Annotated in this window: 21 protein-coding genes; 17 read left to right on the forward strand and 4 right to left on the reverse strand. The window is 42.1% G+C overall.

Annotated features, from left to right (window positions below; all coding sequences use genetic code 11):
- Positions 1–67: 67 nt before the first annotated feature.
- Both AC1RM2_RS32845 and AC1RM2_RS32850 read right to left on the reverse strand, forming a co-directional pair.
- The gene (locus AC1RM2_RS32845; protein WP_492989359.1) at positions 68–2,578 is read right to left on the reverse strand and encodes a DUF3857 domain-containing protein; all 2,511 of its coding nucleotides are present in this window, start codon (positions 2,576–2,578) and stop codon (positions 68–70) included.
- 203 nt (positions 2,579–2,781) lie between these two features.
- The gene (locus tag AC1RM2_RS32850) at positions 2,782–3,936 is read right to left on the reverse strand and encodes a putative sensor domain DACNV-containing protein (RefSeq protein WP_492989360.1); all 1,155 of its coding nucleotides are present in this window, start codon (positions 3,934–3,936) and stop codon (positions 2,782–2,784) included.
- 210 nt (positions 3,937–4,146) lie between these two features.
- Here AC1RM2_RS32850 and AC1RM2_RS32855 point away from each other — a divergent pair, with 210 nt between their 5' ends.
- From AC1RM2_RS32855 to AC1RM2_RS32875, 5 genes are all read left to right on the forward strand, one after another.
- On the forward strand, positions 4,147–5,319 hold the full coding sequence (locus tag AC1RM2_RS32855; protein ID WP_492989361.1) for an MFS transporter: 1,173 nt from the start codon (positions 4,147–4,149) through the stop codon (positions 5,317–5,319).
- Positions 5,320–5,519: 200 nt separating this feature from the next.
- Positions 5,520–6,329 (forward strand): SDR family oxidoreductase, encoded by an 810-nt coding sequence (locus AC1RM2_RS32860; protein WP_492989362.1) that lies wholly within the window; start codon positions 5,520–5,522, stop codon positions 6,327–6,329.
- A gap of 227 nt (positions 6,330–6,556) precedes the next feature.
- On the forward strand, positions 6,557–7,036 hold the full coding sequence (locus tag AC1RM2_RS32865) for a hypothetical protein (RefSeq protein ID WP_274213405.1): 480 nt from the start codon (positions 6,557–6,559) through the stop codon (positions 7,034–7,036).
- 693 nt (positions 7,037–7,729) lie between these two features.
- Complete coding sequence (locus tag AC1RM2_RS32870) at positions 7,730–8,209, forward strand: hypothetical protein (protein ID WP_492989363.1); 480 nt, start codon at positions 7,730–7,732, stop codon at positions 8,207–8,209.
- Positions 8,210–8,355: 146 nt separating this feature from the next.
- Positions 8,356–10,569: a bifunctional alpha,alpha-trehalose-phosphate synthase (UDP-forming)/trehalose-phosphatase gene (locus AC1RM2_RS32875; protein WP_492989364.1), complete on the forward strand. Its 2,214-nt coding sequence runs from the start codon at positions 8,356–8,358 to the stop codon at positions 10,567–10,569.
- A 114-nt stretch (positions 10,570–10,683) separates the two neighbouring features.
- Here AC1RM2_RS32875 and AC1RM2_RS32880 read toward each other — a convergent pair whose 3' ends face one another.
- A complete protein-coding gene (locus AC1RM2_RS32880; RefSeq protein ID WP_492989365.1) occupies positions 10,684–12,468 on the reverse strand; it encodes a glycoside hydrolase family 15 protein in 1,785 nt (594 codons plus the stop codon).
- Positions 12,469–12,617: 149 nt separating this feature from the next.
- Between AC1RM2_RS32880 and AC1RM2_RS32885 the strand changes: the two genes are divergently transcribed.
- The 12 genes from AC1RM2_RS32885 (at position 12,618) to AC1RM2_RS32940 (ending at position 25,201) form a co-directional block, all read left to right on the forward strand.
- A complete protein-coding gene (locus AC1RM2_RS32885; protein WP_147060352.1) occupies positions 12,618–13,253 on the forward strand; it encodes a peroxiredoxin in 636 nt (211 codons plus the stop codon).
- Positions 13,254–13,393: 140 nt separating this feature from the next.
- A complete protein-coding gene (locus AC1RM2_RS32890) occupies positions 13,394–13,591 on the forward strand; it encodes a cold-shock protein (RefSeq protein WP_492989366.1) in 198 nt (65 codons plus the stop codon).
- 113 nt (positions 13,592–13,704) lie between these two features.
- Complete coding sequence (locus AC1RM2_RS32895) at positions 13,705–14,937, forward strand: MFS transporter (protein WP_492989367.1); 1,233 nt, start codon at positions 13,705–13,707, stop codon at positions 14,935–14,937.
- Between the two features lie 118 nt (positions 14,938–15,055).
- Complete coding sequence (hemF, locus tag AC1RM2_RS32900; protein ID WP_492989368.1) at positions 15,056–15,970, forward strand: oxygen-dependent coproporphyrinogen oxidase; 915 nt, start codon at positions 15,056–15,058, stop codon at positions 15,968–15,970.
- Between the two features lie 11 nt (positions 15,971–15,981).
- Positions 15,982–16,380, forward strand: coding sequence for a hypothetical protein (locus AC1RM2_RS32905; RefSeq protein ID WP_492989369.1), 399 nt, complete (start codon positions 15,982–15,984; stop codon positions 16,378–16,380).
- Between the two features lie 163 nt (positions 16,381–16,543).
- Complete coding sequence (gene gyrA / locus AC1RM2_RS32910) at positions 16,544–19,108, forward strand: DNA gyrase subunit A (RefSeq protein WP_492989370.1); 2,565 nt, start codon at positions 16,544–16,546, stop codon at positions 19,106–19,108.
- Positions 19,109–19,155: 47 nt separating this feature from the next.
- Positions 19,156–20,232: a tetratricopeptide repeat protein gene (locus tag AC1RM2_RS32915; protein WP_492989371.1), complete on the forward strand. Its 1,077-nt coding sequence runs from the start codon at positions 19,156–19,158 to the stop codon at positions 20,230–20,232.
- A 6-nt stretch (positions 20,233–20,238) separates the two neighbouring features.
- On the forward strand, positions 20,239–21,480 hold the full coding sequence (locus tag AC1RM2_RS32920) for a tetratricopeptide repeat protein (RefSeq protein ID WP_492989372.1): 1,242 nt from the start codon (positions 20,239–20,241) through the stop codon (positions 21,478–21,480).
- Between the two features lie 249 nt (positions 21,481–21,729).
- Entirely contained in the window at positions 21,730–22,740 is a 1,011-nt protein-coding gene (locus tag AC1RM2_RS32925; RefSeq protein ID WP_492989373.1) for a hypothetical protein, read from the forward strand.
- Between the two features lie 274 nt (positions 22,741–23,014).
- Positions 23,015–23,668 (forward strand): hypothetical protein, encoded by a 654-nt coding sequence (locus AC1RM2_RS32930; RefSeq protein ID WP_492989374.1) that lies wholly within the window; start codon positions 23,015–23,017, stop codon positions 23,666–23,668.
- A gap of 154 nt (positions 23,669–23,822) precedes the next feature.
- Positions 23,823–23,903 (forward strand): SEC-C metal-binding domain-containing protein, encoded by an 81-nt coding sequence (locus AC1RM2_RS32935; RefSeq protein ID WP_492989507.1) that lies wholly within the window; start codon positions 23,823–23,825, stop codon positions 23,901–23,903.
- Positions 23,904–24,406: 503 nt separating this feature from the next.
- Positions 24,407–25,201 (forward strand): SDR family NAD(P)-dependent oxidoreductase, encoded by a 795-nt coding sequence (locus AC1RM2_RS32940; protein WP_492989375.1) that lies wholly within the window; start codon positions 24,407–24,409, stop codon positions 25,199–25,201.
- Positions 25,202–25,300: 99 nt separating this feature from the next.
- Here AC1RM2_RS32940 and AC1RM2_RS32945 read toward each other — a convergent pair whose 3' ends face one another.
- The gene (locus tag AC1RM2_RS32945) at positions 25,301–25,477 is read right to left on the reverse strand and encodes a coproporphyrinogen III oxidase (protein WP_492989376.1); all 177 of its coding nucleotides are present in this window, start codon (positions 25,475–25,477) and stop codon (positions 25,301–25,303) included.
- Positions 25,478–25,498: the final 21 nt, after the last annotated feature.

Below are 25,498 nucleotides of genomic sequence, written 5' to 3' on the forward strand. Positions count from 1 at the left end.
AAAAGGAACACGAGAACCCTTGGAGTGATCAAAATAATCAAATCCTTGTAATATGTGATGTCCCCGATTAATTTCCCGGCCCGGCATTTGGTGAGTCCGGCCCCTCGTAGCTATAGTTATATGGCGGATAAGGCACAATAAAAGTATCCTCCACCCGGGTAGACTTTTTGAAATAGGGGATCCAGATAGCAGAAACAACACATGCCCTTATTAAAAAGTACAAAGACTGCGAAACAACTTTTTCATCATGCACGGTTAATGATATGATATAAAAAACAGCGCCAAATCCTAAGGCATATAAAAAATAACCGGTAATAACTTTAGGGAATATATCGCGTTTATTTAATAAAAGGATAAGGCAAAAAACAGCCAGCATCATAAGTATAATATTGCCGCCGGCCCCAACAACCAATAAAAGTTTGTGGTTAAAGCCGTATTTACTGGTAGCAAAGGAATTCCAGGTAGCCATATCAAAAAAATTGCCGTTGTAAAGATTCCGCACTACGCTAAGGACTGTTGCCCCAAGGCCAATGGCTATCAATATGAGCCAGCCACCAATAGGCATAAAGGTTGATCCATAACTAAAAACAATAGCTGGTGTTTCGCGCTGGTAAAACCATACGCCTAAAAACATCAGGCCAACTACCAAAAAGCCGGCAAAAACAACCATCGCATTGTTGATGTTTGACTCAGGTTCGCTGGTGGCTCCGTAACTAAAACTATAGCTCAGGCCGTCGCTGTTAAGCTTTTTAATATCGCCTTTAAATTCGTCCAGCTTATCTACAGGCACATTGTCCTTTAAATAAGCAAGTTTGTAATTAAGCTGTAAGGTATCGCCCGATGAGGTATAATCGGACGAAAATTTATAATAATCCCTTGTAATCGCATTGGTTCTGTCGGTAATATCCCAGCCGCCCTTTAATATAACGTTTATGGTATAATCATAATCAAGCGGGTAATTTAATGATACGGGCGTTTTTATTCTCCCGTTTAAAGATGGCAGCTGCTGCGAAATGTAGTTGGCATATAAATCGGCCGACTTTTTATTGGTCTCGGTATCTACCCTGAAAAAATCTTTTATCGTATAGGTTTCCGTGGTGGTAAGTACGTTTCTATCCAGATCGTCGTCCACGGTAATCGAGTCTTTTTGTTCGATTTTGGCGTACGTTTTAGCATAATAATCCAGGTAGCTTTTCTCTGTTTCGGCCATACCTGTTGAGGCAAGACGGCTACGGATATCATCGGCTTCGTTTAATGTATAAGTAGTTTTTACCGTGAACAGTACCGGTGCATGGTCGTTTTTTATCGTATATAAATCGTTAAAGATAACTTTTCCCGGCTTTGATTGTGGTATGGTTGTAAGCGATGTGTCGCCCGCCCTTAGTACCAAACCCTTACCATAATTGGGGAAATAAATATCTGTACCAGTGCCGCCCTGGTAGTCGATAGTGGCATCAACCCAAACCTGTTTGCCCTTTACATTGGCAGTAACCACAGCATGATCAAACGCATAGTAAGTTGGCAGGTAATTTTCAATATGTGCCCTAACGCTCGAATTCACCAGCACCATCCACGCATCTATTCCGTCTGCTTTCAGCATCGATACCAGTAACAACGATTTATCTTTACAATCGCCATAACGTTGTTTAAAAACTTTTTCTGGATTATTGGCCTTGTGCGAGTATTGTCCCATTTCGATGCCCATATACCGCACCTCATTTTGCACAGTTTTAACGGCCTCGCGGAAATATTTTACCTGGTCGTTACCTGTTTTGGCCTTTATTTCGGCTATGCGCTGCGCTAATTCGCCTTTGATATTGATTTCTGCCGGATTAATACCACGCGCCCAATTAACCACACCGGCCCAGCCGTCAAATTCACTGATCTGTACACGGGGCCTGCTTTCGTACCAGGCAGGCTGGTTCTCGTCATCACGTGCGGGTGGTACCTGGAAAGCCTCATATTCGTATCGCTTTAAGCCTGCACTTTGAGTAATAGCCACTTTAGGTATGGTATTGATGGCCTTAAAGTTTAATTTCCGTTGTGCCGATGCTATAAGCACCGTATACTGATGCGCTATGGGTTGGTACCATTGAAAAGATATATCATCGCAAAAACGGCCATTAAAAATGGGGTTGCGGCCGGTAAGCGTGTAGGAGTATTCAATCCTGTCGCCTTTGCGGATATCATCAAGAATTAACAATGCCGAATAGCTGCCCTGGTAAATAAAGTTGGATAAATCCTGCTCGTCGGCAATTACCTTAAAGCCAGCTACATTTAAGCGATTAACAGGTTTATTGTTGCGCCATACAGTTATTTCATGAAAATCAAGACGCTGGAAGCTTGGATCGAAACTAACGTTTATTTGCGAAGCATTTTGAATGCCGGTTTCTGATACTATTTCCTTAATTACATGATGGTAATCGGCCTTCAGCTCAACATGTATCTGCTGTTCTATCAGCGCGAAAAAATATCCTTTTTCTATAGTACGCGCCGATGGCCTTTGGTTGTAAGGTTTGCAAACACTTAACCAATTGGGCTTGGGTGTTACATGCACCGCGGGCGTACTTTCCGCCATAACGCACTGGTTATTAACAAACAACAGTAAAATACCAGTAATAAGGCTAAAGTATAGTTTAAAACAATTTTGCATACCGGCTATGAAAATAAAAAAAAGAAGCCGGATTAATAATTATTTATTAAATATTTGGCCGGCGCCAAAAGCAATTTCAAGGCCGCCGTGAATACATTTTATATTTTGATAGATAGATTTAGCTGCTTTTACAGCAACAATATATCAATCTGGTGTGCATGCACCATATTCACCACCGGCGACCATGCAAAAACTGTAAACCTGCCATCCTGCGAGGCCACCAATGCTATGGCATCCTTTTGATCGAATACAAACTGGGCTGCCGATAAATGCCTGGTGCCGCCATTTTGCGCCGGGTGGATTACCCTGGTGGAGCAGCCAACAACAGGCTCGGTTACCACAATTTCCTCTACGCGGGTACTTTTTGATGAACGGCCTATTTTGGCCCCAAAGGCCAGCAACTCATGTTTATCATTAATTACAGTAGCGCCATCTATTGATGTTAAACCGCCGATAGTGTCAACAGCGCGGCGCAATTTTTCCTGCCAGGGTGTATGATACTTTTCAATCCCCTGGTGTATCATCAAATCGGTAAGGCCCGAAAACGCGGGCGAAACAGGGTAGGAGATAGGCTGAATGATAGACTCCAGCCAGTCATCGCTGCCCGATGGAACCACCAGCAAAATACCGCCCCGTTTATGGGCCTGCATAGATGCTGCCAGTTGCACAAGCACATTCACCGGATCGTTCCATGACGATGGCAGGGTAAAATCAAGCATCGAGGTAAGTATGTTAGGGCAGTCAGACAGGGTTGATCCGTTTTCGTCAACCACCTTTATTTCGTCGCCTTTTAAAATGGCAATATTTAAAAATTTGCCAAAACCATCAACCCGGCGATGTTTTATTACCAGCAGGCCTGGTTCAATTACTTCCAAAACAAAGCAATAAGCAGGTATAGCAAGGGTTGTTCCCCAAACATACAGCTCACCGTCCTCTAAACAAACGCCAAGGTGGATACCTGGCTGCTGTACTGCCGAAGCAAATTTGGTAAGTATATTAGGTGCCAGCTTAATTTTATGGCCAAATAACAAAGGTTGCCCTGCGCTTTCGGGGGGTAAAAAAGCCAGCGTAAACTTGGGCGAATAACCTTCTTCGCGGCGCAAACTTGCCCAGAAAGCCAAATCTATGAGGGTTTCAATGGTTTGTATATCGGGCGTAAGGCCAAGCTCGGCAGGGTTATCTGCCGCTATTGAATGAAAATGTTTAAAATGCCGTTCAATTGCCGGGGCAATTTTTCGGGCTGCTTTATAGGTTGGTTCAGAGGTAATTGTCCTTGATTCCATGCTGTTTTTAAGATGATGCCTGCCGGTATGGCCGGTTAAAAAAGATTGTCTACCAAAAATAGGTCATAAAAGCCGCCAACACAAACAAATGCCTCAAAATTGCAATTGGCGGATAATTATGACCGCCTGGTACCTTGCCAGCCATACAGAAACTTTTAGCGGCGTATGTAAACAGCTGGCAGGCAAATAATTTATTTTTACTTTTGCCGCATGGACAACACCAGTGTTGCTAACAGGGCTAAACTACGTACCGGCATCAGTATTTTTTTCTTTATTTCGGGGTTTGGGTACTCGTCCTGGGCATCGCGCATCCCATCATTGCAACAGCAGTTACATTTAAACGATGCTGAATTAGGGGTAGTTTTACTTGCCCTGCCAATAGGCCTGATGCTTACCATGCCCATCACCTCCAAAATGCTAAGGCATTTCAGCAGTCGTAGTATCATGTTTGGCGGGGTAACTGCATTTACCTTGTTGCTTTGCCTGCCTGGTTTTACTGCCTATATGTGGGAGCTTATTTTGGTGTTGTTTTTTATAGGCTCTACCCGTAACATAATTGCCATAACCGTGAACGCGCAGGCGGTAGGGGTGCAGGCCATGTATGATAAACCCATTATGGTTACTTTTCATGGCATTTGGAGCCTGGCAGGTTTTGCCGGGGCGGCAGTAGGCTATATTATGGTTTATTTTAATGTTGCGCCAACCTATCACCTTATTGGTGTAAGTGTTGTACTGTTTATCCTCACACTTTGGTTTTACCCAAGTACGCTGGAGCAAGCCGCATACGGACAAAGCAGCACTACTGTTTTCTCGTTTCCAGACAAAGGCCTCCTTAAATTCGCACTCATTGCTTTTGCCTGTATGGCCTGCGAAAACACGATGTATGACTGGAGCAGCATTTACTTTCAAAAAGCGCTGCATGCGCCTAAAGCTACCTCAACAGCTGCCTTTGTAGTTTATATGTTTTTTATGACCCTTGGACGTTTTACCGGCGATAGGATAGTAGCTGCCACAAGCATCAAAAAGGTATTGAACTTTAGCGGCATATTTATTTTAGTTGGTTTTTTAATGGCCGTGCTTTTACCTTACATCTATACTGCCTTTATTGGGTACGCCATGGTTGGCTTAGGTATTTCATGTGTAGTGCCGCTGGTATTCAGTATGGCCGGCCGATCAAAAACATTAAAAAGCGGGCAGGCCCTGGCAGCAATATCTACCGTAAGCTACCTTGGTTTCTTAATTATCCCCCCATTTGTGGGCTTTGTAGCCCAGGGAGCCGGTTTACGCTGGGCATTTGGCATAGTATCGGGCTTCGGCGCACTTATTATCATGATGGTTGCCCGCATTAAAGAAGAAGCAGAACCCGACGAAGTTTTGGCTTAATTCATTCGGCGTTGTCCCTATGACAGCAGCGTATGTCTTGTCTTTGTAAACAACTAATAGGACTAAAGAAAAAAATGTAAACTTTTTTGAGGACGAGACATCTGTTTAATCCGGGTTCAGAAAAAATCCTGTAAATCCTGTAAAATCCCTCAATCGTGTCAAAATTTTATTGGTTATATTGAACAACAAAAACTGTTAGCATGAACCAAACTCCACCGTTAAAAAATCAGTCAGCCTTAGTAACAGGCGCCGATAGTGGTATCGGTAAAGGCGTTGCCCTGGCGCTGGCCGCTGCGGGCGCCAAAGTAGTAATCAATTACGCGCATAACCAGGCGGCTGCCGATGATGTTGTAGCCCAAATAACAGCCAGTGGCGGCGAGGCGTTCGCTGTGCAGGCCGATGTAAGCCACGAAGACGAGGTAAAAGCCATGTTTGCCCAAATGTTTGCACGTTATGGCACTATTGATATATTGGTTAACAACGCCGGGCTGCAAAAAGATTCCAAATTTGTAGATATGACCTTAGCAGATTGGAATACGGTGATCAGCATCAACCTCACCGGTCAGTTTTTATGCTCGCGCGAAGCCGCCAAAGAATTTATCCGCAGGGGAGTAGTTGAAGACATAAGCATGGCCGCCGGCAAAATCATTTGTATGAGCAGCGTACACGAAGTAATTCCCTGGGCCGGGCATGTAAACTATGCCGCCAGTAAAGGTGGTATCAGTATGTTTATGAAGAGTATAGCCCAGGAGCTTGCCCCTCATAAAATCAGGGTTGTTGGCATCGGGCCGGGAGCTATTCAAACCCCCATCAATAAATCTGCCTGGGATACACCCGAAGCCCTTGACAAATTACTAACCCTGATACCTTATAACCGGATAGGCAAACCTGGCGATATTGGGCAGCTGGCAGCCTGGCTGGCATCAGATCAGGCCGACTATATAACCGGTACAACCATATTTATGGATGGGGGCATGACTTTATATCCCGGATTTGCCGACAACGGTTAACTCAATGTAAATCAAACGTGAATATATTGGTTTAGCATCTTGCTAAATCGATATTAATTAATTTTCAGGGTGAAGATATTGTAAATTGTACACTAAGTGATTTGCGAAACTCTAAATTTTATACGTCAAATTGACTGTTATTATCAAATATTCATAAAAATTAAATTTTATTTGCCAAATTTATAACATTAGTCTATTTTTGTTGTGGATTTAAAATTTAACATAACATGAAAAAGATATTTATTACAACTGCAATAGCCGCTTTATTAAGCGTTAATGTATTCGCTGCCGATGGCGGTAAGAAAGCTGACGGAGGTGCAAATGTATCATACGTAGCATTACATGGTTTTACTGTTGACTTTGCTGATGCAACAGATGTAAACTGGACAGTAACTAAAAATTGCCAAAAAGCATCATTCACTGTTGATGGCGTAAGGAAAACTGCTTTTTACAACCTTAGCGGCGAGTACCTTGGTGTAACTCAACGCGTTGACGTTAAAGCCATCCCGGCTAAAACAATGAAACAAATCAGCAAAGAGTACGCTGGTTACGAAGTTGGCGAAGTAATTGTTTACCAGGCTAACACCGAAGTAAATTCAAACATCGATGCTACTTCATACTTTGTTGATCTTAAAAACGACAAACACGAAGTGCTTGTAAGGATAACCCAACAAGCAAACCTTGAGTTTTTTCAACAAGTAAAGTAATCCTTTAAAAAATCACAACTATTACAAGCCATCCCGGTATCCGGGGTGGCTTTTTTGCTTGAATCGATTTAGCAAGGGGTAATCAAATCAATAAAAGCATGCACTTGATGTGTTTCACTTCAAATAATCATTCGGCTTTTGAACGCTGGCTACAACTCACCCGGTCGAGGCTACGCCCGACCACCCTCTCTCCGGCTGCGCCGCAAAGAGGGTGAAGCCCATTTTTCTTTTTTTGCCCCTCTATGCGCGAAGCGGAGAGAGGGGCAGACGGGCGGAGCCTCGTCGGGGTGAGTCGACTCGCCGCCATGCAATATACGTCATTCCTCCTTCAGAATTTCACGAAACTTTACCACTCACCATGACAGTCCTTTTTACAATCTCATTTTTCCCTTCAATATTTCGCAGAATTTTCCATTCGGGCTAAAGGCATCATTTTGTCGCTGGAAATTTATTGAAGAACTACAGAGTTCAAGCCAATAGTTACCTGTTTACTGCATTCAGATTTAGCTAAACCGATTTACAAGCCATGCAATTCTTTAAGATATTGTAAAATATACACTAAGTGAATTGCCAAAAATTAAATTTTATACTTTAAATCCACTAAAATTATCAAATATTCATAAAAATTAAATTATAGTTGCCAAATTTATAACATTAGTCTATTTTTGTTGTGGATTTAAGATTTAAAACAACATGAAAAAGATATTTTTAACAACCGCAATTGCCGCTTTATTAAGTGTTAATGTATTTGCTGCCGATGGCGGTAAAAAGAATGATGGAGGTACTAACGTATCATACATAGCCTTACATGGTTTCACCGTTGACTTTGCTGATGCAAAAGATGTGAACTGGACTGTAACTAAAAATACCCAGAAAGCAACATTTACTGTTGATGGCGTAAGGAAAACTGCTTTTTACAACCTTAACGGCGAGTACCTTGGTGTAACTCAACGCGTTGACGCTAAAGCTATCCCTGCTAAAACAATGAAACAAATCAGCAAAGACTACGCTGGCTACGAGGTTAGCGAAGTAATTGTTTACCAGGCTAATACCGATATCAATGCAAACATTGATGCTACTTCATACTTTGTTGATCTGAAAAACGACAAACACGAAGTACTTGTAAGGATAACTCAACAAGCAAACCTTGAGTTTTTTCAACAAGTGAAATAATTCTCCAAAAAATACCTTAATACAAGCCATTCCAATTTATTGGGATGGCTTTTTTATTTTATGATAATCGCAATAATTAAATTTTATCAAACAACTTGGCTGTTTAAGCCTTTATAAAGTATTAGTTAATATATTTTATAATTATTATGCCAAAGACCATTATCGTATCTAACCGGCTGCCTGTAAAAATCTCTAAAACCGATAACGATTACAATTTGTCATCAAGCGAGGGAGGCTTAGCTACCGGCTTAGGTTCAATTTACAAACAAGGTGATAACGTATGGATAGGGTGGCCCGGGGTTGAAATTACCGAGCAGCAGGATAAAGATACCGTAACACAACAGTTGAAAGAACTGAGCCTGGTACCCGTTTTTCTTGACCAGGAGGAGATTAATCAATATTATGAAGGTTTCTCGAACGAGGTTTTATGGCCCGTTTTTCACTACTACGCATCTACCTACGCCACCTATAAACAATCAAACTGGGATTATTACCAGGCGGTAAATAAAAAATTCAGGGATGTAATACTCACTATTGCCGAACCCGGCGATGTTATTTGGATACATGACTATCAATTGCTGCTGTTACCGGCCCTGGTAAGGCACGAAATACCCGATGTTTCTATCGGATTTTTCTTGCATATCCCTTTCCCATCACATGAGATGTTCAGATTGATCCCCTGGCGGTCGGAATTGTTGGAAGGAATGCTTGGAGCCGACCTTATTGGCCTGCATACCTTTGATGATGTAAGGCACTTTTTAGGGGCTACAACCCGTATTTTGCCGGTAACATCGTCGGCAAATATCATCGCGACCGGCGAGCGATCCATCGTAGTCGAATCGTTCCCCATGGGGATTGACGAGCAAAAATATGCATCGTTACCACTACAGGACGATGTAAAACACCAGATAGAACTAATCAAGAATAACTTTAAGGATAGTAAACTCATATTATCTGTTGACAGGCTTGATTACAGCAAAGGCATATTACAAAGGCTTGCAGCATTTGAATTACTGCTGCAATTGTGTCCCGAGTGTATCGAAAACATAGCCCTTTATATGATCGTAGTACCATCGCGAGACACGGTGCCACAGTATGCACACCTGCGCGACGAGATTGATAAAAAAGTGGGCAACATCAATTCCATTTACCGCACTATGGATTGGAGCCCTATTCACTATTACTACAGATCGTTCCCCCTCGAGACGCTTGCAGCCTTATATACCACAGCGGATGTTTGCCTGGTTACACCAATGCGCGATGGAATGAATTTGGTGAGTAAAGAATATATAGCCAGTCGCGTAAATAACGATGGTGTGCTGATTATGAGCGAGATGGCCGGCGCATCTAAAGAATTAATAGATGCGATAATTGTAAATCCCAATAATACAGGCGAGGTATGCAGGGCCATATTGCAGGCAATTAACATGCCCATTGATGAGCAAAAAAGGCGCATGATTCCCATGCGGCAACTGGTGGCAAAATTTAACATCAGGCATTGGGTTAAAATTTTTATGGACAGGCTTAAGGAGGTAAAACTCATGCAGCGTTCATTGCAAACCAGGCACGTGAGCAACACTACCGAGCAATCTATCATTAACCGCTACAGTAAAACCAAAAAGCGTATTATCTTTTTAGATTACGACGGTACACTGGTCGGGTTCAGATCGGCCATTGAGCAGGCCAGCCCCGATAAAGAGCTTTACAACATCATTCAAAAACTAACAGAGGATCCTGCCAACCAGGTGGTGCTTATCAGCGGCCGGAAGCACGAAAATCTTGACGAGTGGTTTCAGCACACGGATATGTACCTGATAGCCGAGCACGGTTCCTGGTTTAAACAACCGGGTACTACCTGGCATAAAATAGCCGGCCTGTCTGACCAATGGAAACATGATATATACCCGTTATTGGAAACGTACGTAGACCGTACACCAGGATCGTTCATCGAAGAAAAAACATACTCGCTGGTGTGGCATTACCGCAAGGCCCAGGCCGGTCTGGGCGAGCTTAGGGCAGGGGAGTTGATGAATAACCTCAAGTACCTGGCCAGCGATAAAGGTTTACAGCTATTGGCAGGGGATAAGGTACTGGAAGTGAAGAATATGGATATCAACAAAGGCAAGGCAGCTTTAACACTCACAGAAGGTAAAGACTATGACTTTGTGATAGCCTTTGGCGACGATTATACTGATGAGGATATTTTTAAAGCCCTGCCAGAAAGCGCCATTACCATTAAGGTGGGCAGTAATTTATCGGCAGCTAAATTTTACCTGCGCAACCCACAGGAAGTACGAAAGCTACTCACCAGTTTTACCAAACAACACGTAGGACAAGATTCAGGGATTTTGCAGGACTAATGCAGATGTGCAGATTTCAAATACCTGGTAAAACTTCGTTAATGACGAATTTTACCGGGAGTTAATCAAAAAAAATCCTGTCAATCCTGCAAAATCCTTAAATCGCGTTAAGTGTTAGAGGAAAATTGGCCTATCCAACTTAATAGCTATCCTGTAAGCCGCGTTCATTAATCCCACATGGCTGTAGGCCTGCGGAAAGTTTCCCCACTGGCTACCGTCATTTTCGTCCACATCCTCGCTGAAAAGCAGCAGGTGGTTGGAGTACTTGAGCAGGTTGCCAAACTCGCGCTGGGCATCGTCTAAGCGGCCAACACTGGCCAGTGCTTCAACGTACCAGAATGCACAGATAAGGAAAGTGGTTTTAGGTTTGCCAAAATCATCTTTGTATAGGTACCTGTAAAATAATCCATTAGTTGCTTTTAGCTCATTTTCAAGTGCAATTAAATGATCCTTTGCCCGCTGCGAGGTTGGGTCGAGGTAATTCATCATAATAAGCTGCAAGGTACTGGCATCCAGATTTGAACTGCCTGCCGAGTTGGTGTATACCTTCCTGACAGGGTCATAACAGCTTTCAATATGCGCGGCTGCGCGTTCTTTTAAAGCTATTGCCTTATCAATCAGTTCCTGATTATCAATCGTACGCGCCATTTTTTCGGCTGCTGAAGCTCCCGCCCATTGAAACAAATTACTGTAACAGTGGATATTGGCCATGTTACGGAACTCCCAGATGCCGGCATCTTTCTCGTCAATTGTAAACTCAATCTTATTCAGCAAAAACTCAATCCATCGTACCGAGTCTTTCCTTTCGGAGAAAACAAAGCGATGATCGGTGTAAAGTGGTAACATAGAGATCATTACCTGCCCGTAAATATCGTTCTGAATATGTTCGGATGCCTGGTTGCCAACGCGTACCGGCTGGTTGCCCAGGTAGCCTTCCAAATCGGTTAAAACAATTTCTACCAGATCTTTTTTACCGGTAATGCTATACAGCGGCTGGTAGCGCTCATTTGTTGAAAAAGATATATCGGTAACGTAACTAAAATACCGCTCCATTTCTTCAAAATGGCCAATGTGGTTAAGTGCGGTTATCACATAGTAAGTATCGCGCAGCCAGCAGTACCTATAATCCCAATTACGGCCACTTCCCGGCGATTCCGGTAAACTGGTAGTGCTGGCTGCAATAATGGCTCCTGTGTCCTCAAACTGGTGTATTTTCAAAGCCAGCCCGGACCGGATTACATATGGTTGAAAATAAGTGGCGATAGAGGAGTGTTTGATCCACGTGCGCCAGTATTGGATAGTTTCGGATAAAAAACGCTCGGCAGTTGTAATCAGCGGCGCCTCCAATGGTTCGCCATAAGTGAGCGCCAGGTATTTGATTTCGTTAAGCACAAAGGGCTGCCCATCAAAAACATAGCTGATGGGAATATTGGTGGTTAGCCTGATGTTCTCTTCGCCGCCCAGGTATTGAATGTGATTACTGCCGCGGTTTACCCTAAGTTTCACAGCGCCGTATTCAGACACCGGCTCACATTTTACTTTAACCCTCGGCGACCCTTCAATAGCTTCAATTTTCCTGAACAGCATCAAAGGTTTATAATAGCGCTGGTGCTGGTAAAAACGGGGAGCAAAATCGGTTACCCGATACATGCCGCCTGAAGCCGGACTAATTTCTGTTATTAGCACATTAGTATTCTCGAGGTAATACTGATGGGACGAAAATTCTCCTTCGGGTAAAATGGAAAATTCGCCGCCCTTTTTTTTGTCCAGCAAGCCGCCAAAGATGAAAGTGCTGTCAAATCGCGGCCAGCAAAGCCATTCTATATTTGTGTTTTTGTGTATGTGCGCCAAAAAAGCGCAGTTTCCAATTATCCCGGTATCGTAGGTATGTCGTGCCATTAATGTTAGTTTTTAGCATGGTTCAATTGTTCAACAACATACCTTGTGTAATGTTGGCGTAAAAAGCGGTATAATTTCTGATTAATTTGGATTTGTCAATTAATGCATATTAACTTAGTAGACTTTATTCTACTAAAATTTAAATAGTCATGAGTTTACGATTAGGCGACAAAGCCCCAAATTTTCAAGCAAAAACCTCGGCAGGAGAAATAGACTTTTACGAATATCTTGGCGATAGCTGGGCAGTATTATTCTCGCACCCAGGCGATTATACACCGGTTTGCACAACCGAACTTGGTAAAACAGCCGCGTTAAAAGATGAATTTGCTAAACGCAATGTTAAAGTTTTAGCCCTTAGTGTTGATTCTGTTGAATCACATACCGGGTGGATAAACGATATTAATGAGACGCAAGGAGTAGAGGTAAACTTCCCGATTATTGCCGATGAAGACCGTAAAATTTCTGAAGCTTACGATATGATCCACCCCAATGCGTCTGTAAACGCAACGGTGCGCTCGTTGTTTATTATCGGGCCCGACAAAGCCGTTAAGTTAATTATTACCTATCCTGCATCAACCGGGCGTAATTTCCAGGAAATTTTAAGGGTTATTGATTCGTTGCAATTAACGGCCAATTACGGTGTTGCTACCCCGGCTGATTGGAAAGACGGAGAAGACGTTGTTGTGGTACCTGCTACCAAGACAGAAGACATTCCGGCCAAATTTCCAAAGGGTTTCACCCTCATAAAACCCTACTTACGCACTACTCCGCAACCAAATAAATAATTTTATTTGGTTTATTAATTATTTTATATATTTGAAAAAGATAGGGTTATCTATTCCGTCTGAACATTAAAACCATTTTATTTTCAGTTTGGCTTTAGTTTTTAATCTCACAACAATTTTTTAATACGATAATTATAATTATGAAAACTGGAAAAGTAAAATGGTTTAACACACAAAAAGGTTATGGCTTTATTGTTACCGAAGACGGTAAAGATCTTTTTGTACACTTTAAGGATGTGCAAGGCGGCGTAAATGCCATTAAAGATAATGATAACGTTACCTACGAAGTGGAAGAAGGCAGAAAAGGATTACAGGCAGTAAATGTTAAAAAAGCATAAATAACCAAAGTTCTTGATAAGGGACCTCTGCATACACAGGGGTTTTTTTTGTGCTGTTTTTTTGAAATTATATCCATAATTCTGCTACTTTAGCCACCCAATTATATACAACTATGACTGACTCTACCGCCGCCAAGGCAACCAGGAACATGATTTTCCTCGTACTTGTAGCATCGCTTGGCTATTTTGTTGATATCTATGATCTGCTGGTTTTTTCGATAGTACGAATTTCAAGCCTTAAAGATCTGGGATTGAACGAACAGCAAATCACCGATAAAGGTCAATTTATTATCAGCGTGCAAATGTTTGGTTTGCTACTTGGCGGAATCATGTGGGGTATTATAGGCGATAAACTCGGACGTATAAAAGTGCTTTTTGGCTCCATATTGCTTTATTCAATCGCCAATTTTGCCAATGGTTTTGTACACGATGTGAATACCTATGCTATTGTACGTTTTATAGCGGGAATTGGCCTTGCCGGTGAATTGGGGGCCGGTATTACATTGGTAAGTGAAACTTTAAGTAAGGAAAACAGGGGATATGGCACCATGATGGTAGCAGTAATTGGCTTATTTGGAGCAACTGCTGCTTACGCCGTAGCAAAGTTTGGATGGCGTAATGCTTATTTTGTTGGCGGGGGTTTAGGTGTTTTTCTGTTGTTACTGCGGATAGGTACATTTGAATCAGGAATGTTTAAAAACGAAAAAAACAGCGGAGCATCTAAGGGTAATATACTTATGTTGTTAACAAGCTGGGAGCGCTTGAAAAAGTACCTGTATTGTATTTTGATAGGCGCACCGTTATGGTATGTTGTAGGTGTGCTAATTAGCTTTTCAGATAAATTTGGAGCAGCTTTAGGAGCAACAACACCCATAAAACCGGGCGATGGTATTTTTTATAGCTACATAGGCATTGCTATTGGCGACATTTTGGCTGGTCTTTTAGCACAATTCACCAAGTCCCGAAAATTAACAATGGCCGTCTTCCTTGTTCTTTCGGTTGTTAGTGTATATTTTTATCTAAGCAGCCAGGGTATAACTCCAGGAAAATTCGCAATTCTTAGTTTCTGTATGGGATGCACCGTTGGATACTGGGCTACTTTTGTCACAATTGCTTCTGAGCAGTTTGGTACTAATATCCGGTCAACAGTTACTACTACGGTGCCTAATTTTGTACGTGGCTTACTTATACCCATAATTATGGTTTTTAATCTTTTTAAAGATCACTACGGCTATATCTCCGCCGGCTATATCATGATGGGATTACTAACTGTAATATCATTATTCTCGCTGAGCCAATTGAAAGAAACTTTCGGCAAAGACCTTGATTATGTGGAGATCAGTTAATTTGAAGATTTGAGAATTTGAAGATTTGAAAATTGGAGGGCCATTGTCCCTTTTTTCATCTTCAAATTCTCAAATCTTCAAATTCTCAAATAAGACTAATAAAATTACATTTGCATTAATGATTAGCAAAGAACAAATAGCTGCAGACTACCAACAGATACAGGACGAGATATGTGCGGCGCTTGAATTGACAGATGGCCAAGCTAAATTTGAAGAGGAGAAATGGGAGCGGGAAGGCGGCGGCGGCGGCCGTACGCGTGTTATCCAAAACGGCAATATTTTTGAAAAGGGGGGCGTAAACTTTTCGGCCGTGCATGGCCAGCTACCCGATAGTATGAAAAGGGCTCTGCAGGTAGAATCTGACGATTTTTTCGCGACGGGCGTTTCCATAGTGATCCATCCAAACCATCCGATGGTGCCTATCATCCACATGAACATACGTTACTTTGAAATGCCATCTACTATCGGTGGCACAGATAAGCCCATACGGTGGTTTGGTGGCGGTATCGATCTTACGCCGCACTACGTTATTGAGGAGGACGCTAAATTCTTTCATACCAGCTTAAAAAACGTTTGTGATAGCTATTATCATGATTTTTACCACCGGTTTAAACTTTGGGCCGATGATTATTTTTTCATCAAACACCGAAACGAAACCCGGGGTATAGGCGGCATTTTTTACGACAGGCTTACTGCCAATGATGAATTATCATGGGAGGATATTTTTGATTTTTCGAAAGCATTGGGGCGTTCGTTTATTCCGGCTTATACCGAGTTGGTTAACCGTAACCGCCATAAATCATTTACTGAACAAGAGCAATTGTGGCAATACCAACGCCGCAGCCGCTACGCCGAGTTTAACCTGGTTTATGATGCCGGCACCAAATTTGGCCTGGAAACCAATGGCCGTATCGAATCGATATTGATGAGCCTGCCGCCAACCGCCAAGTGGGTGTATAACTACGAGGCAACGCCGGGTAGCGAGGAAGAAAAAACACTATCTTTATTAAAAAAAGGAATTAACTGGGCTTAATATCATTACCTATGAAAAAGCTTGTACTGCCAATTTTAACAATTTGCTTTTTGTGCTCATTTGCCGCGATGGATTACCCGCTTAAGGGCGTATGGGAATATAGGGGAGGCGTGGTTAATGGCAAAACGGATAGCGCTTCAACCGCTTACTCTTTACAGCGTACCTACGATAAATCACATTATAAAGCCGTTTTAAAGGAAAAGGGCGAGAAGGATGTGGTTTACGAAAAAGGAGATTATCAATTGCTGGCCGATACCTGTTTGGAAACACAAACCTACAGTTTGCAATCCTCACAATTGCTCAATAAAGTAGTGAAATATACCTATGCAATTAGTAATGATACACTTAAATTATTCACCGTTTTACCCAACGGGAATAAGATTGAAGATCACTGGGTAAAAATCAAATAAACCAAACCTGCAACGTTAATAAATTAGCTGGTGTGCATAAATTATGCATGCATATTGTTGCCAAAATTGGCACATTAGTCAACTATTTTCTTAACTTCGCAGGTCGTTTAAAAATCAATTTTTAACACGAAAAACAGAGAGAAGGTTCTACAAATAAATAAAAATGGCTGACGATAATTCAAGCAAAGAAGACAGAATAATTTCGATAAATATTGATGAGGAAATGCGATCGGCATACATTGATTATTCAATGTCGGTGATTGTTTCCAGGGCGCTGCCCGATGTCCGCGACGGACTGAAACCCGTACACAGGCGTGTTTTATTTGGCATGCTTGATTTGGGCTTAAATAACAACAAGCCCTACAAAAAATCGGCCCGTATTGTGGGCGAGGTAATGGGTAAATATCACCCTCACGGTGATAAATCTGTTTACGATACCATGGTACGTATGGCCCAGGAGTGGAGCCTGCGTTACTTACTGGTAGAAGGACAAGGTAACTATGGTTCGATAGATGGGGATGAGCCGGCAGCGATGCGTTATACCGAGGCCCGCTTACAAAAGCTTGCCGAAGAGATGCTGGCCGACATCAACAAAGATACCATCGATTTTCAATTAAACTTCGACGACTCGTTACAGGAGCCAACCGTTTTACCTGCCAAATTCCCTAACCTGTTGGTTAACGGCGCTTCGGGTATCGCAGTGGGTATGGCCACCAATATGGCGCCGCACAATTTATCGGAGGTTATTGACGCCACTATGGCGTTAATTGATAACCGCCAGATAGAGGTTACCGAGCTGATGAAATATGTAAAAGGTCCGGATTTTCCGACAGGTGGTATCATCTACGGTTTTGAAGGCCCGCGTGAAGCGTTAGAGACAGGCAGGGGCAGGATAGTTATCCGCTCAAGGGCCGAGATTGAGACCCATGGTAATGACAGGGAGCGCATTATTGTTACCGAAGTACCTTACCAGGTAAACAAGGCACTGATGATTGAGCGTACTGCCGAACTGGTGAACGATAAAAAACTGGAGGGCATTTCTGCAATCCGTGATGAATCGAGCAGGGAAGGTATCCGCATAGTTTATGAAATAAAACGCGAAGCTAATGCAGCTATCGTACTGAATAACCTGTTTAAATACACCGCGTTACAAACATCATTTAGTGTAAACAATATCGCGCTGGTTAATGGCCGCCCGATGATGCTTAACCTGAAAGACCTAATACACCACTTTGTGGAGCACAGGCACGAGGTTGTTATCCGCCGTACCAAATTTGAACTTTCGGAGGCCGAAAAACGCGCCCACATTTTAGAGGGCTTATTGATAGCGTTAGATCATTTGGATGAAGTTATCCGCCTGATTCGTGCATCACAAACGCCTGATGAAGCAAGGGAAGGATTGATTGCCCAGTTTGGCTTATCAGATATCCAGGCCCGCGCAATTTTGGATATGACGCTCCGCAGGTTAACCGGACTTGAGCGTGATAAGATCAAAGATGAATACGCAGCCTTAATGAAACTGATTGAGCACTTGAAATCTATCTTGGCCGATGAAGGTTTAAGGATGCAGATCATTAAAGATGAACTGTTAGAGATTAAAGAGAAATACGGAGACGAGCGCCGCACCGAAATGGTTCACTCATCTGCCGAAATGCAGACTGAGGACTTTATTGAGGATGAAGATGTGGTGATCACCATATCGCGCGAAGGTTACATTAAACGTACGCCTTTAACCGAATATCGCCGCCAGGGCAGGGGTGGTAAAGGTTCAATTGGCAGTAATAGCCGCGATGCTGATTTTATTGAGCATCTGCTTGTTGCATCCAACCACAACTACATGCTGTTCTTTACCGAATCGGGCCAGTGTTACTGGTTACGTGTATTTGAAATTCCGGAAGGAACACGTACCTCAAAAGGACGTGCCATCCAGAATATCATTAATATCCCTAAAGAGGAGAACATTAAAGCTTACATTAAGCTGATTAGCCTTAAGGATAAGGATTACCTGGAGAATAACTTTATTATCATGTGTACCAAAAAAGGTACCATCAAGAAAACTTCTTTAGAAGCATACTCTCGTCCGCGTGCCAATGGTATCAATGCCATTAACATTAACGAAGGCGACTCCTTATTAGAAGCAACCTTGACTACCGGTAGCAGCGAAATTGTAATGGCGCTTAAATCGGGCAGGGCTATCCGCTTTAACGAGTCGACAGTAAGGCCAATGGGCCGTACCGCAACCGGCGTTCGTGGTATTACTTTGGATGACGAAACAGATGAGGTTGTTGGTATGATCAGCATTAACGACAGCGAGACAACCGTACTGGTAGTATCAGAAAAAGGTTATGGTAAACGTACCGATATTGACGACTACAGGGTAACCAACCGTGGCGGTAAAGGTGTAAAAACTTTAAATATTACCGAAAAAACAGGAAACCTTGTTGCCATAAAAGGTGTTACAGATAAAGAAGATTTGATGATTATCAACAAATCGGGCATTATTATCCGTATCGCCGTGAGCGAACTGCGCACAATGGGCAGGGCTACACAGGGTGTACGTTTGATTACCCTTAAGGGTAACGATGAGATTGCTTCGGTTGCTAAAATTGAGCACGACGAGGATGAAGAGAAGGAAATTGATGAAAATGCAGAAGCAGGTGCAGCCGATGAAAACGAGGCAACCGAAAGCAGCGAAGAATCAAAAACTGACGAACCACCAACTGAATAACAAATATGCAGTGCCGTAAAATTGTTTTATCGGTTTTAATACCATTCATGACTACAACTTTTGCCTTCGCACAATCCGAAGCGCTTAAAGTTGTAGTTAATAACCTGGCTTTCTATAAGCAAAATAAAGATTTGAAATATTTGCGGGCAGCAAAAAAATCGGCAGATAGCCTGGTAGTTACCAAATCAGATTCAGCAGATTTAGCCAAGAATACCTACCGGGCATTAATCAACGCAAGTATTTTATTTATCGATTCTGCCAATACGCTTGGGCAGCCTGCAACGTTATTGGCGCAGACATCAGATCTTACCGACAAACTCTCGGCCAAAAGCAAGATATACAACTATCAGCCTGAAATGGACTATGTAAAGCGGTGCCTGGCTAATACATACATCAGGAAGGGTTTTGAGTTTGTAAATAATTCTGATTTTGCCAACGGCAGGCAGGCATTTGAAAATGCTAAAAAATATGCGCCGAATTTTAAACCTGTTAATGATTACATAGCCTATGCCAATAATAAAATGGGCAATTTGGTTGATGCGGCTAAATATTACAGCAACCTGTTGGCTGTTGATAGTACCCGTACCGAATACATTGAAACCGCATCGGGCATTTACAAATCATTAGGCGATACGGCCAAAGCGCTTCAAATACTCAAAAAAGGCCGGAAACTTGTACCCAATGACAGGTTTTTGTTGCTGGATGAAGCCAATATCTACAATAATTTAAAGGATTATAAATCATTAGAGCCATTAATTGCCCAACTACTTGATATTAATTCAAATAACGCCGATATTGCATTCGTAGCCGCCAATTGCTACGATCATCTGAACAAATACGACCAGGCCGAATCGCTTTATTTACATACTATTGAGCTAAATGGCTCGGCTTACGATCCGGCATTTAACCTGGGTTTGTTGTACTTAAAGCAAAGTGCTTTAACAAAGCAGGAGGGGGAGAGCGACAGAAATATTGGTATGGCTATTCAATGGCTCGAAAAGGCCAATGAAATATCGCCGGGCAATGTGAAAGGTTTACAGGCTTTGCAAATTGTATGTGCTAAAACCAATAACAAAGATCAACTTGACAAAATAAACAATAAATTAAAACAGCTAACTAACTAATAAAACATGAAAATCAAACTTTTGATGGCGGGCCTGCTGGGCTTAGTTTCCGCAACAACGTTTGCGCAAAAAGGCGAATTGAACACTGCCAAATCAGAATATGAAAAGTATGAAGGCTTAAGGGGCACACCTTTGGCCAAAGCAAGTTTAACCACTGCACGCACTTCTATCGACAAAGCGGCCGCTAATGAAAAAACAGCAACATTGCCGCTTACTTACGCACTGAAGGGTGTTATTTACTCTACCTATGCCAACCAGGATTCGGTAGCCGCTACGTCGTTACCGTTGTTTACAACTGCCGAAGAAGCCTTAAAAAAGGCTAAAGAACTGGACACCAAAGGCGAAAACAAACAGCTTATTGAAACAGGCAACTTAAATTTAGCCCAATACCAGCTTACAAAAGGCGTTGCTGAATACGGAAGCGGTAAGTATGACCTTGCCTATAAATCGTTTGATTATTACCGTACCATATTGCCCGAAGATACCAACGCTATTTATTACACTGGCTTATCAGCAGCAAACTCAAAAAATTACCCTGCAGCCATATCAAACTACACCAAGCTGGTAACAACTAAATTTTCAAAGGTACAAGGTGTGTACCTTGATCTTTCATCTGTTTATTTGTTAAACGCAGATACTGCAAACGCGCTTAAAACAGTTACAGAGGGTGTCGCAAAATACCCTAATAATGCAGATTTACGTAAAAGGGAAATTGAAATAAGCCTGCAAACAGGCAAAGAAAAAGAAGTATTAGAAAAAATTCAAACTGCTTTAGCAGCAGATCCTAAAAACAAAACGCTGTATTACTATGCTGGTTTAACATATTCGCAAACGGCAGAAGCAATTGGCAGAGATCAAGCCAAAGCAAAAGACGCTGCCACAAAAGCTAAATTACAGGCAAGCAAAGTTGAGAATTATAACAAAGCTGCGGAAATGTACAAAAAAGCGTTAGAAATCGATCCTAACTATTTTGAAGCAAACTTAAATTTAGGTTACGTTATCATCAACCCGGCGATTGACGATTACAACGCCGCTAATAAACTGCCAGCTAACAAACAAAAAGAATACGACGCCGCTATTGCAAAAGCCAAGGCGCAATTTGAAGCAGCAAAACCATATTTGGTAAAAGCTGCTGATTTGAATCCAAAATCTGTTGACGCATTAACAAACTTACGCACTTATTACCTGGGCGTAAAGGATGATGCAAATGCAACAAAGATAAAAGCTCAGTTAGACGCAATAAAGTAATTGAAAGAGGGAAGGCTTAAAAAGCCTTTCTTTTTGATATTCTTATTTAACATAATGTTAATTATGTAATATTTAAAAAATATTAAAACCTGCTTGGTCGGTTTGTATCATAAGATTATTTCGCCCAAGTGAATTGTTCGTAACAAAATTTACATAATATATAAAATACATCTAAGGGCCTTTTTCAACGTGTAGTTGTTGTACACATATAATACAACTATCTTTATAAGACTTAAACCGGTTCATTATATGTTAAGAAATTCACAGGTGATCCTTGCAGATATTAAAGCTCTCATCCACACTCCAGGTTACATCTATTCGCTTTGTCTTATTCTTTACGAAGATTTCCATGTAGAGATGAATAAAATCCATGAAGTCGATCACAGGGCAAAGCTTAGCGTTAAAGAATGTTCCTTAATAATCGGCTTCCTGGCTCAAGAAGAAATTGATTACAGTTTTCCCCAGACATCGGAAGAAGCCTTCGAAAAAAAAGAGAAAACTTACGCATTGATGGAAGAACTTCATATATCTTTCAATACTCTGCAATTCGCCAAACTCAGGGAGATGATGGAAAGACAAGAGAAAGACGAAGTCTTTGAAGATAACCGGCAGGAACGGACGGACTTTTTCGCAAAAGACGGCAGCATGATCGAACCGATGTTTTACGCGGGTGACGGCGTATATGACTTCCAATATATGGATTACCTTGATGCAAAATATAAATATGACCGGGAATGGTTATTGGAAAATAAAGAATTTGACATTGCTTCAACCCGAGAAATCGTAAGTACCATCAAGAAAATTGCTAAAAAAAGGTCCGAAAAAGTACTACCAACTGACATCCGCGAAATATTCCCGACCGTGGCGGCAAAAGCACGTAAGAAACTGAAGAAAGCATATTCAAAAGAGAGGATCGACGAGATAGAACGGCAGCAGTTGATAGTTGCAAGCTTTTACCGGTACAGGGCACTATTCCCTGATCCTGACTTTACATCGAATGACAGCAGTGAAGGTTGGAAAGCATTTTACCAGAACCTTCTGGAGCTGTTTATTATACGGCCTTCTGATCTTGCCGAAATCGACGCTGACGCAGTAGCCCACTTCCTTACAAATTTTTCTTTTTCCCCGGCGTGCAACGAGGCCTATAAAGGGCCTGGTTACTACAATATGCTAAACACCGCGGGGATGTCGGCGAAGAGATTGCTTATGAATTATTGTCTCAGGTTTTCGGCAAAGACAATACCTATCGGTCCGTGCTGATCGAAATCAAAAAAGGACAAAGGGAAACCGATATTGATGTCCTTTGCATATTGGGCGACAAAGCATTGTGTGTCCAGGTCAAATCCAAAAAACTGACGCTGAACTCTAAACGCGGAGATTTTGAACAACTATGCAAGGATTTTAAGGGTGCTGTTCAGGATGCTTACGACTAGGGCTTCTATCCCGTGACGCTCTATTTAAACGAAAGGCCAAGTTTGTAAATGCCGACGGTGAAGAAATCGTTTTGCCTGATGCGATCAAGGAAGCCTACATCATGGGACTTACTACAGAGAATTACCCCACGCTAGCGCATCAAATTCATATCTTGCTATCTAAAAAGCCGGAAGACCCCTATCCCCTGTTTGTTTCTGCGTTCGACTTGGAATTGCTCGTTCATTACCTGAAAGATCCTTATGATTTTTTATACTACGTGCGACAAAGAACCAGGCTAATGGACTATTTTCGAGCGGATGAAGAACTGGTTTACCTGGGCTATCACCTCGATCAGAAGCTCTGGCCGCGGGATGGTTTCGATTTTGTTTCGATTGAAACAGATTTTGGTAAGATCATCGACCGAAACTATTACCCTTATAAGACCGGGATCTTGCACCTGCTACCCGAAAAAGATGATCCCATTCTTAACCGCTGGAAGGATCCGCAATTCGACTTGTTTATAAAGGCCATTAAAACGGCCAATGATCCAAGGACAACGGATATTATTTTCCACTTACTGGACTGGTCAGGCGAATCACGCAAGAACATTGTTGCTCACATGGTCAAATTAAACGAGGCATCCCGAAGAGAGGGAACCATAAAGTCGCTCGCTACTTCTTTCGCTTCAGATTTCGGTTTAAGCTATGTCGTGACCAATAACAGGGATTCTGCAGAACTGGAGTACCTATGCCCGGCTCAGAAAATATCTTTGTAAATCCAACGCCTGGCTCGGCCTCGGAGCCTATTCAGCCAGCTCGCATCTTATCGATGCATTAATTTACCTGAATGAGCCCTGGCAGCCCGATCCTGAGCTGGAAGCGGCACACCAGGAGGAACTGGGAAAAATGAAAACAACTCCGGTGACACCAATGAAAGGGAAAATTGGCAGAAATGCTCCGTGTCCCTGTAAAAGCGGTAAGAAATTTAAGAATTGTTGTATGGCTCGATGATTAACTGGGATGGTGTATTAAAAATACTTTTGTTAAATATTACCGGTTCGAATAGTGTTAACCATGAAAAATTATAAAATATTGATTATCAGTTAATTAAAAATTCAATTTCTGAAATGTGTTAAGTTATGTTAACCCAATTAAATGCGTTTGCCCTTAAACTGGCTACAAGTAAAGCGGGGTGCCGTTTTACTGACACCCACGTTTCTGTTTTATTTTTAGGAGAGTCGTTGACTGTTTCACCAAACGGCTCCACCCCTCTTATCCCCTACCAGCAACTGTATTTCAAAATAAACTAACCAAACAGATACCTTATGATTTATGTGGTGAAACACCCCAGATTTGTGGTAAATGGCGGTGAGATGTGGCTTTATTTAAAACAAACCACAATTATGTCATAAACATATGCCTTTGTCAGGGCCCTTTAATCTTTTAGTTTAAAAAATTGCGATTCTGAAAGCAGGTATTAATCTTGCGGGGTAATTCAAAAAAACACAAAACCTATGGATCTACAACTTAAGGGCAAGGTTGCTTTGGTAACCGGGTCAACTGCAGGCATCGGCCATGCCATTGCCAAATCATTAGCCAACGAAGGCGCCCAGGTATATATCAATGGCCGCGATCAACATAAAGTTGATGCAGTTGCTCATAAACTGAGCAACGAAACCGGCAACAAAAACATCAAAGGCATCGCTGCCGACTTTTCGGATAAACAGCAAATTCAAAACCTGCTGACTCAACTACCAGAGGTTGACATCCTGGTAAACAACGTAGGCATTTTTGAACCGAAAGAATTTTCGGCAATTACTGATGAAGACTGGTTTAAATTTTACGAAGTAAATGTACTGAGCGGCGTACGCTTGTCTCGCGCTTATTTTGATAAAATGATAGCCAAAAACTGGGGGCGTATCATTTTTATTTCGAGTGAGTCGGCGCTGCAAATTCCCGCCGAGATGATTCATTACGGCATGACCAAAACAGCTCAAATAGCAATTGCCCGCGGATTAGCCGAAATGACTAAAGGCACTGCCGTTACGGTGAATTCGGTATTGCCCGGACCAACGCTATCTGAAGGTGTTGGCGATTTTATCACTACGCTGGCCAACGACCAGGGGCTAACGGAAGCTGAAATTGAAAAGGAGTTTTTCACCAGCATGCGGGGTACATCCCTCATTAAACGTTTTATAACGCCCGATGAAATTGCCAGCTTGGTAACTTATGTGGCCAGCCCGCTTTCGGCCGCTACCAACGGCGCTACTTTAAGGGCCGACGGAGGGGTCATAAAAACGGCATTTTAAATAGGCTGAATTTCAATAAAAGTGTAATGAAAATACCATAAGGATTACGGGGTTTGCTATGAAAATCCCGTAATCCTTATGGTAAAACTTAACGGGTAATTACTGCTTTTTAGAAGTATCTTTTTTTGCAGTGTCGGTTGCTGCCGGGGTTGTGTTAGAACTTGAATCCATCTTTGTAGTGTCAGATTTGCTGGCGTCTTTGGTTGAACTACATCCTGTTGCAATTGAACCTACCATGGCCGCGACTAATGCGAAACTTAAAATTTGCTTTTTCATAGTTATTGATTTAATAGTGTG

Source organism: Mucilaginibacter sp. GW822-FHT03E02 (assembly GCF_058801545.1).

What these genes read in the sequence shown, in the direction of transcription:
- AC1RM2_RS32845 (WP_492989359.1), bottom strand. Translation starts at nt 2,578, where the DNA reads ATGGCGGAAAGTACGCCCGCGGTGCATGTAACACCCAAGCCCAATTGG.
- AC1RM2_RS32850 (WP_492989360.1), bottom strand. Translation starts at nt 3,936, where the DNA reads ATGGAATCAAGGACAATTACCTCTGAACCAACCTATAAAGCAGCCCGA.
- AC1RM2_RS32855 (WP_492989361.1), top strand. Translation starts at nt 4,147, where the DNA reads ATGGACAACACCAGTGTTGCTAACAGGGCTAAACTACGTACCGGCATC.
- AC1RM2_RS32860 (WP_492989362.1), top strand. Translation starts at nt 5,520, where the DNA reads ATGAACCAAACTCCACCGTTAAAAAATCAGTCAGCCTTAGTAACAGGC.
- AC1RM2_RS32865 (WP_274213405.1), top strand. Translation starts at nt 6,557, where the DNA reads ATGAAAAAGATATTTATTACAACTGCAATAGCCGCTTTATTAAGCGTT.
- AC1RM2_RS32870 (WP_492989363.1), top strand. Translation starts at nt 7,730, where the DNA reads ATGAAAAAGATATTTTTAACAACCGCAATTGCCGCTTTATTAAGTGTT.
- AC1RM2_RS32875 (WP_492989364.1), top strand. Translation starts at nt 8,356, where the DNA reads ATGCCAAAGACCATTATCGTATCTAACCGGCTGCCTGTAAAAATCTCT.
- AC1RM2_RS32880 (WP_492989365.1), bottom strand. Translation starts at nt 12,468, where the DNA reads ATGGCACGACATACCTACGATACCGGGATAATTGGAAACTGCGCTTTT.
- AC1RM2_RS32885 (WP_147060352.1), top strand. Translation starts at nt 12,618, where the DNA reads ATGAGTTTACGATTAGGCGACAAAGCCCCAAATTTTCAAGCAAAAACC.
- AC1RM2_RS32890 (WP_492989366.1), top strand. Translation starts at nt 13,394, where the DNA reads ATGAAAACTGGAAAAGTAAAATGGTTTAACACACAAAAAGGTTATGGC.
- AC1RM2_RS32895 (WP_492989367.1), top strand. Translation starts at nt 13,705, where the DNA reads ATGACTGACTCTACCGCCGCCAAGGCAACCAGGAACATGATTTTCCTC.
- hemF (WP_492989368.1), top strand. Translation starts at nt 15,056, where the DNA reads ATGATTAGCAAAGAACAAATAGCTGCAGACTACCAACAGATACAGGAC.
- AC1RM2_RS32905 (WP_492989369.1), top strand. Translation starts at nt 15,982, where the DNA reads ATGAAAAAGCTTGTACTGCCAATTTTAACAATTTGCTTTTTGTGCTCA.
- gyrA (WP_492989370.1), top strand. Translation starts at nt 16,544, where the DNA reads ATGGCTGACGATAATTCAAGCAAAGAAGACAGAATAATTTCGATAAAT.
- AC1RM2_RS32915 (WP_492989371.1), top strand. Translation starts at nt 19,156, where the DNA reads ATGACTACAACTTTTGCCTTCGCACAATCCGAAGCGCTTAAAGTTGTA.
- AC1RM2_RS32920 (WP_492989372.1), top strand. Translation starts at nt 20,239, where the DNA reads ATGAAAATCAAACTTTTGATGGCGGGCCTGCTGGGCTTAGTTTCCGCA.
- AC1RM2_RS32925 (WP_492989373.1), top strand. Translation starts at nt 21,730, where the DNA reads ATGTTAAGAAATTCACAGGTGATCCTTGCAGATATTAAAGCTCTCATC.
- AC1RM2_RS32930 (WP_492989374.1), top strand. Translation starts at nt 23,015, where the DNA reads ATGGGACTTACTACAGAGAATTACCCCACGCTAGCGCATCAAATTCAT.
- AC1RM2_RS32935 (WP_492989507.1), top strand. Translation starts at nt 23,823, where the DNA reads ATGAAAGGGAAAATTGGCAGAAATGCTCCGTGTCCCTGTAAAAGCGGT.
- AC1RM2_RS32940 (WP_492989375.1), top strand. Translation starts at nt 24,407, where the DNA reads ATGGATCTACAACTTAAGGGCAAGGTTGCTTTGGTAACCGGGTCAACT.
- AC1RM2_RS32945 (WP_492989376.1), bottom strand. Translation starts at nt 25,477, where the DNA reads ATGAAAAAGCAAATTTTAAGTTTCGCATTAGTCGCGGCCATGGTAGGT.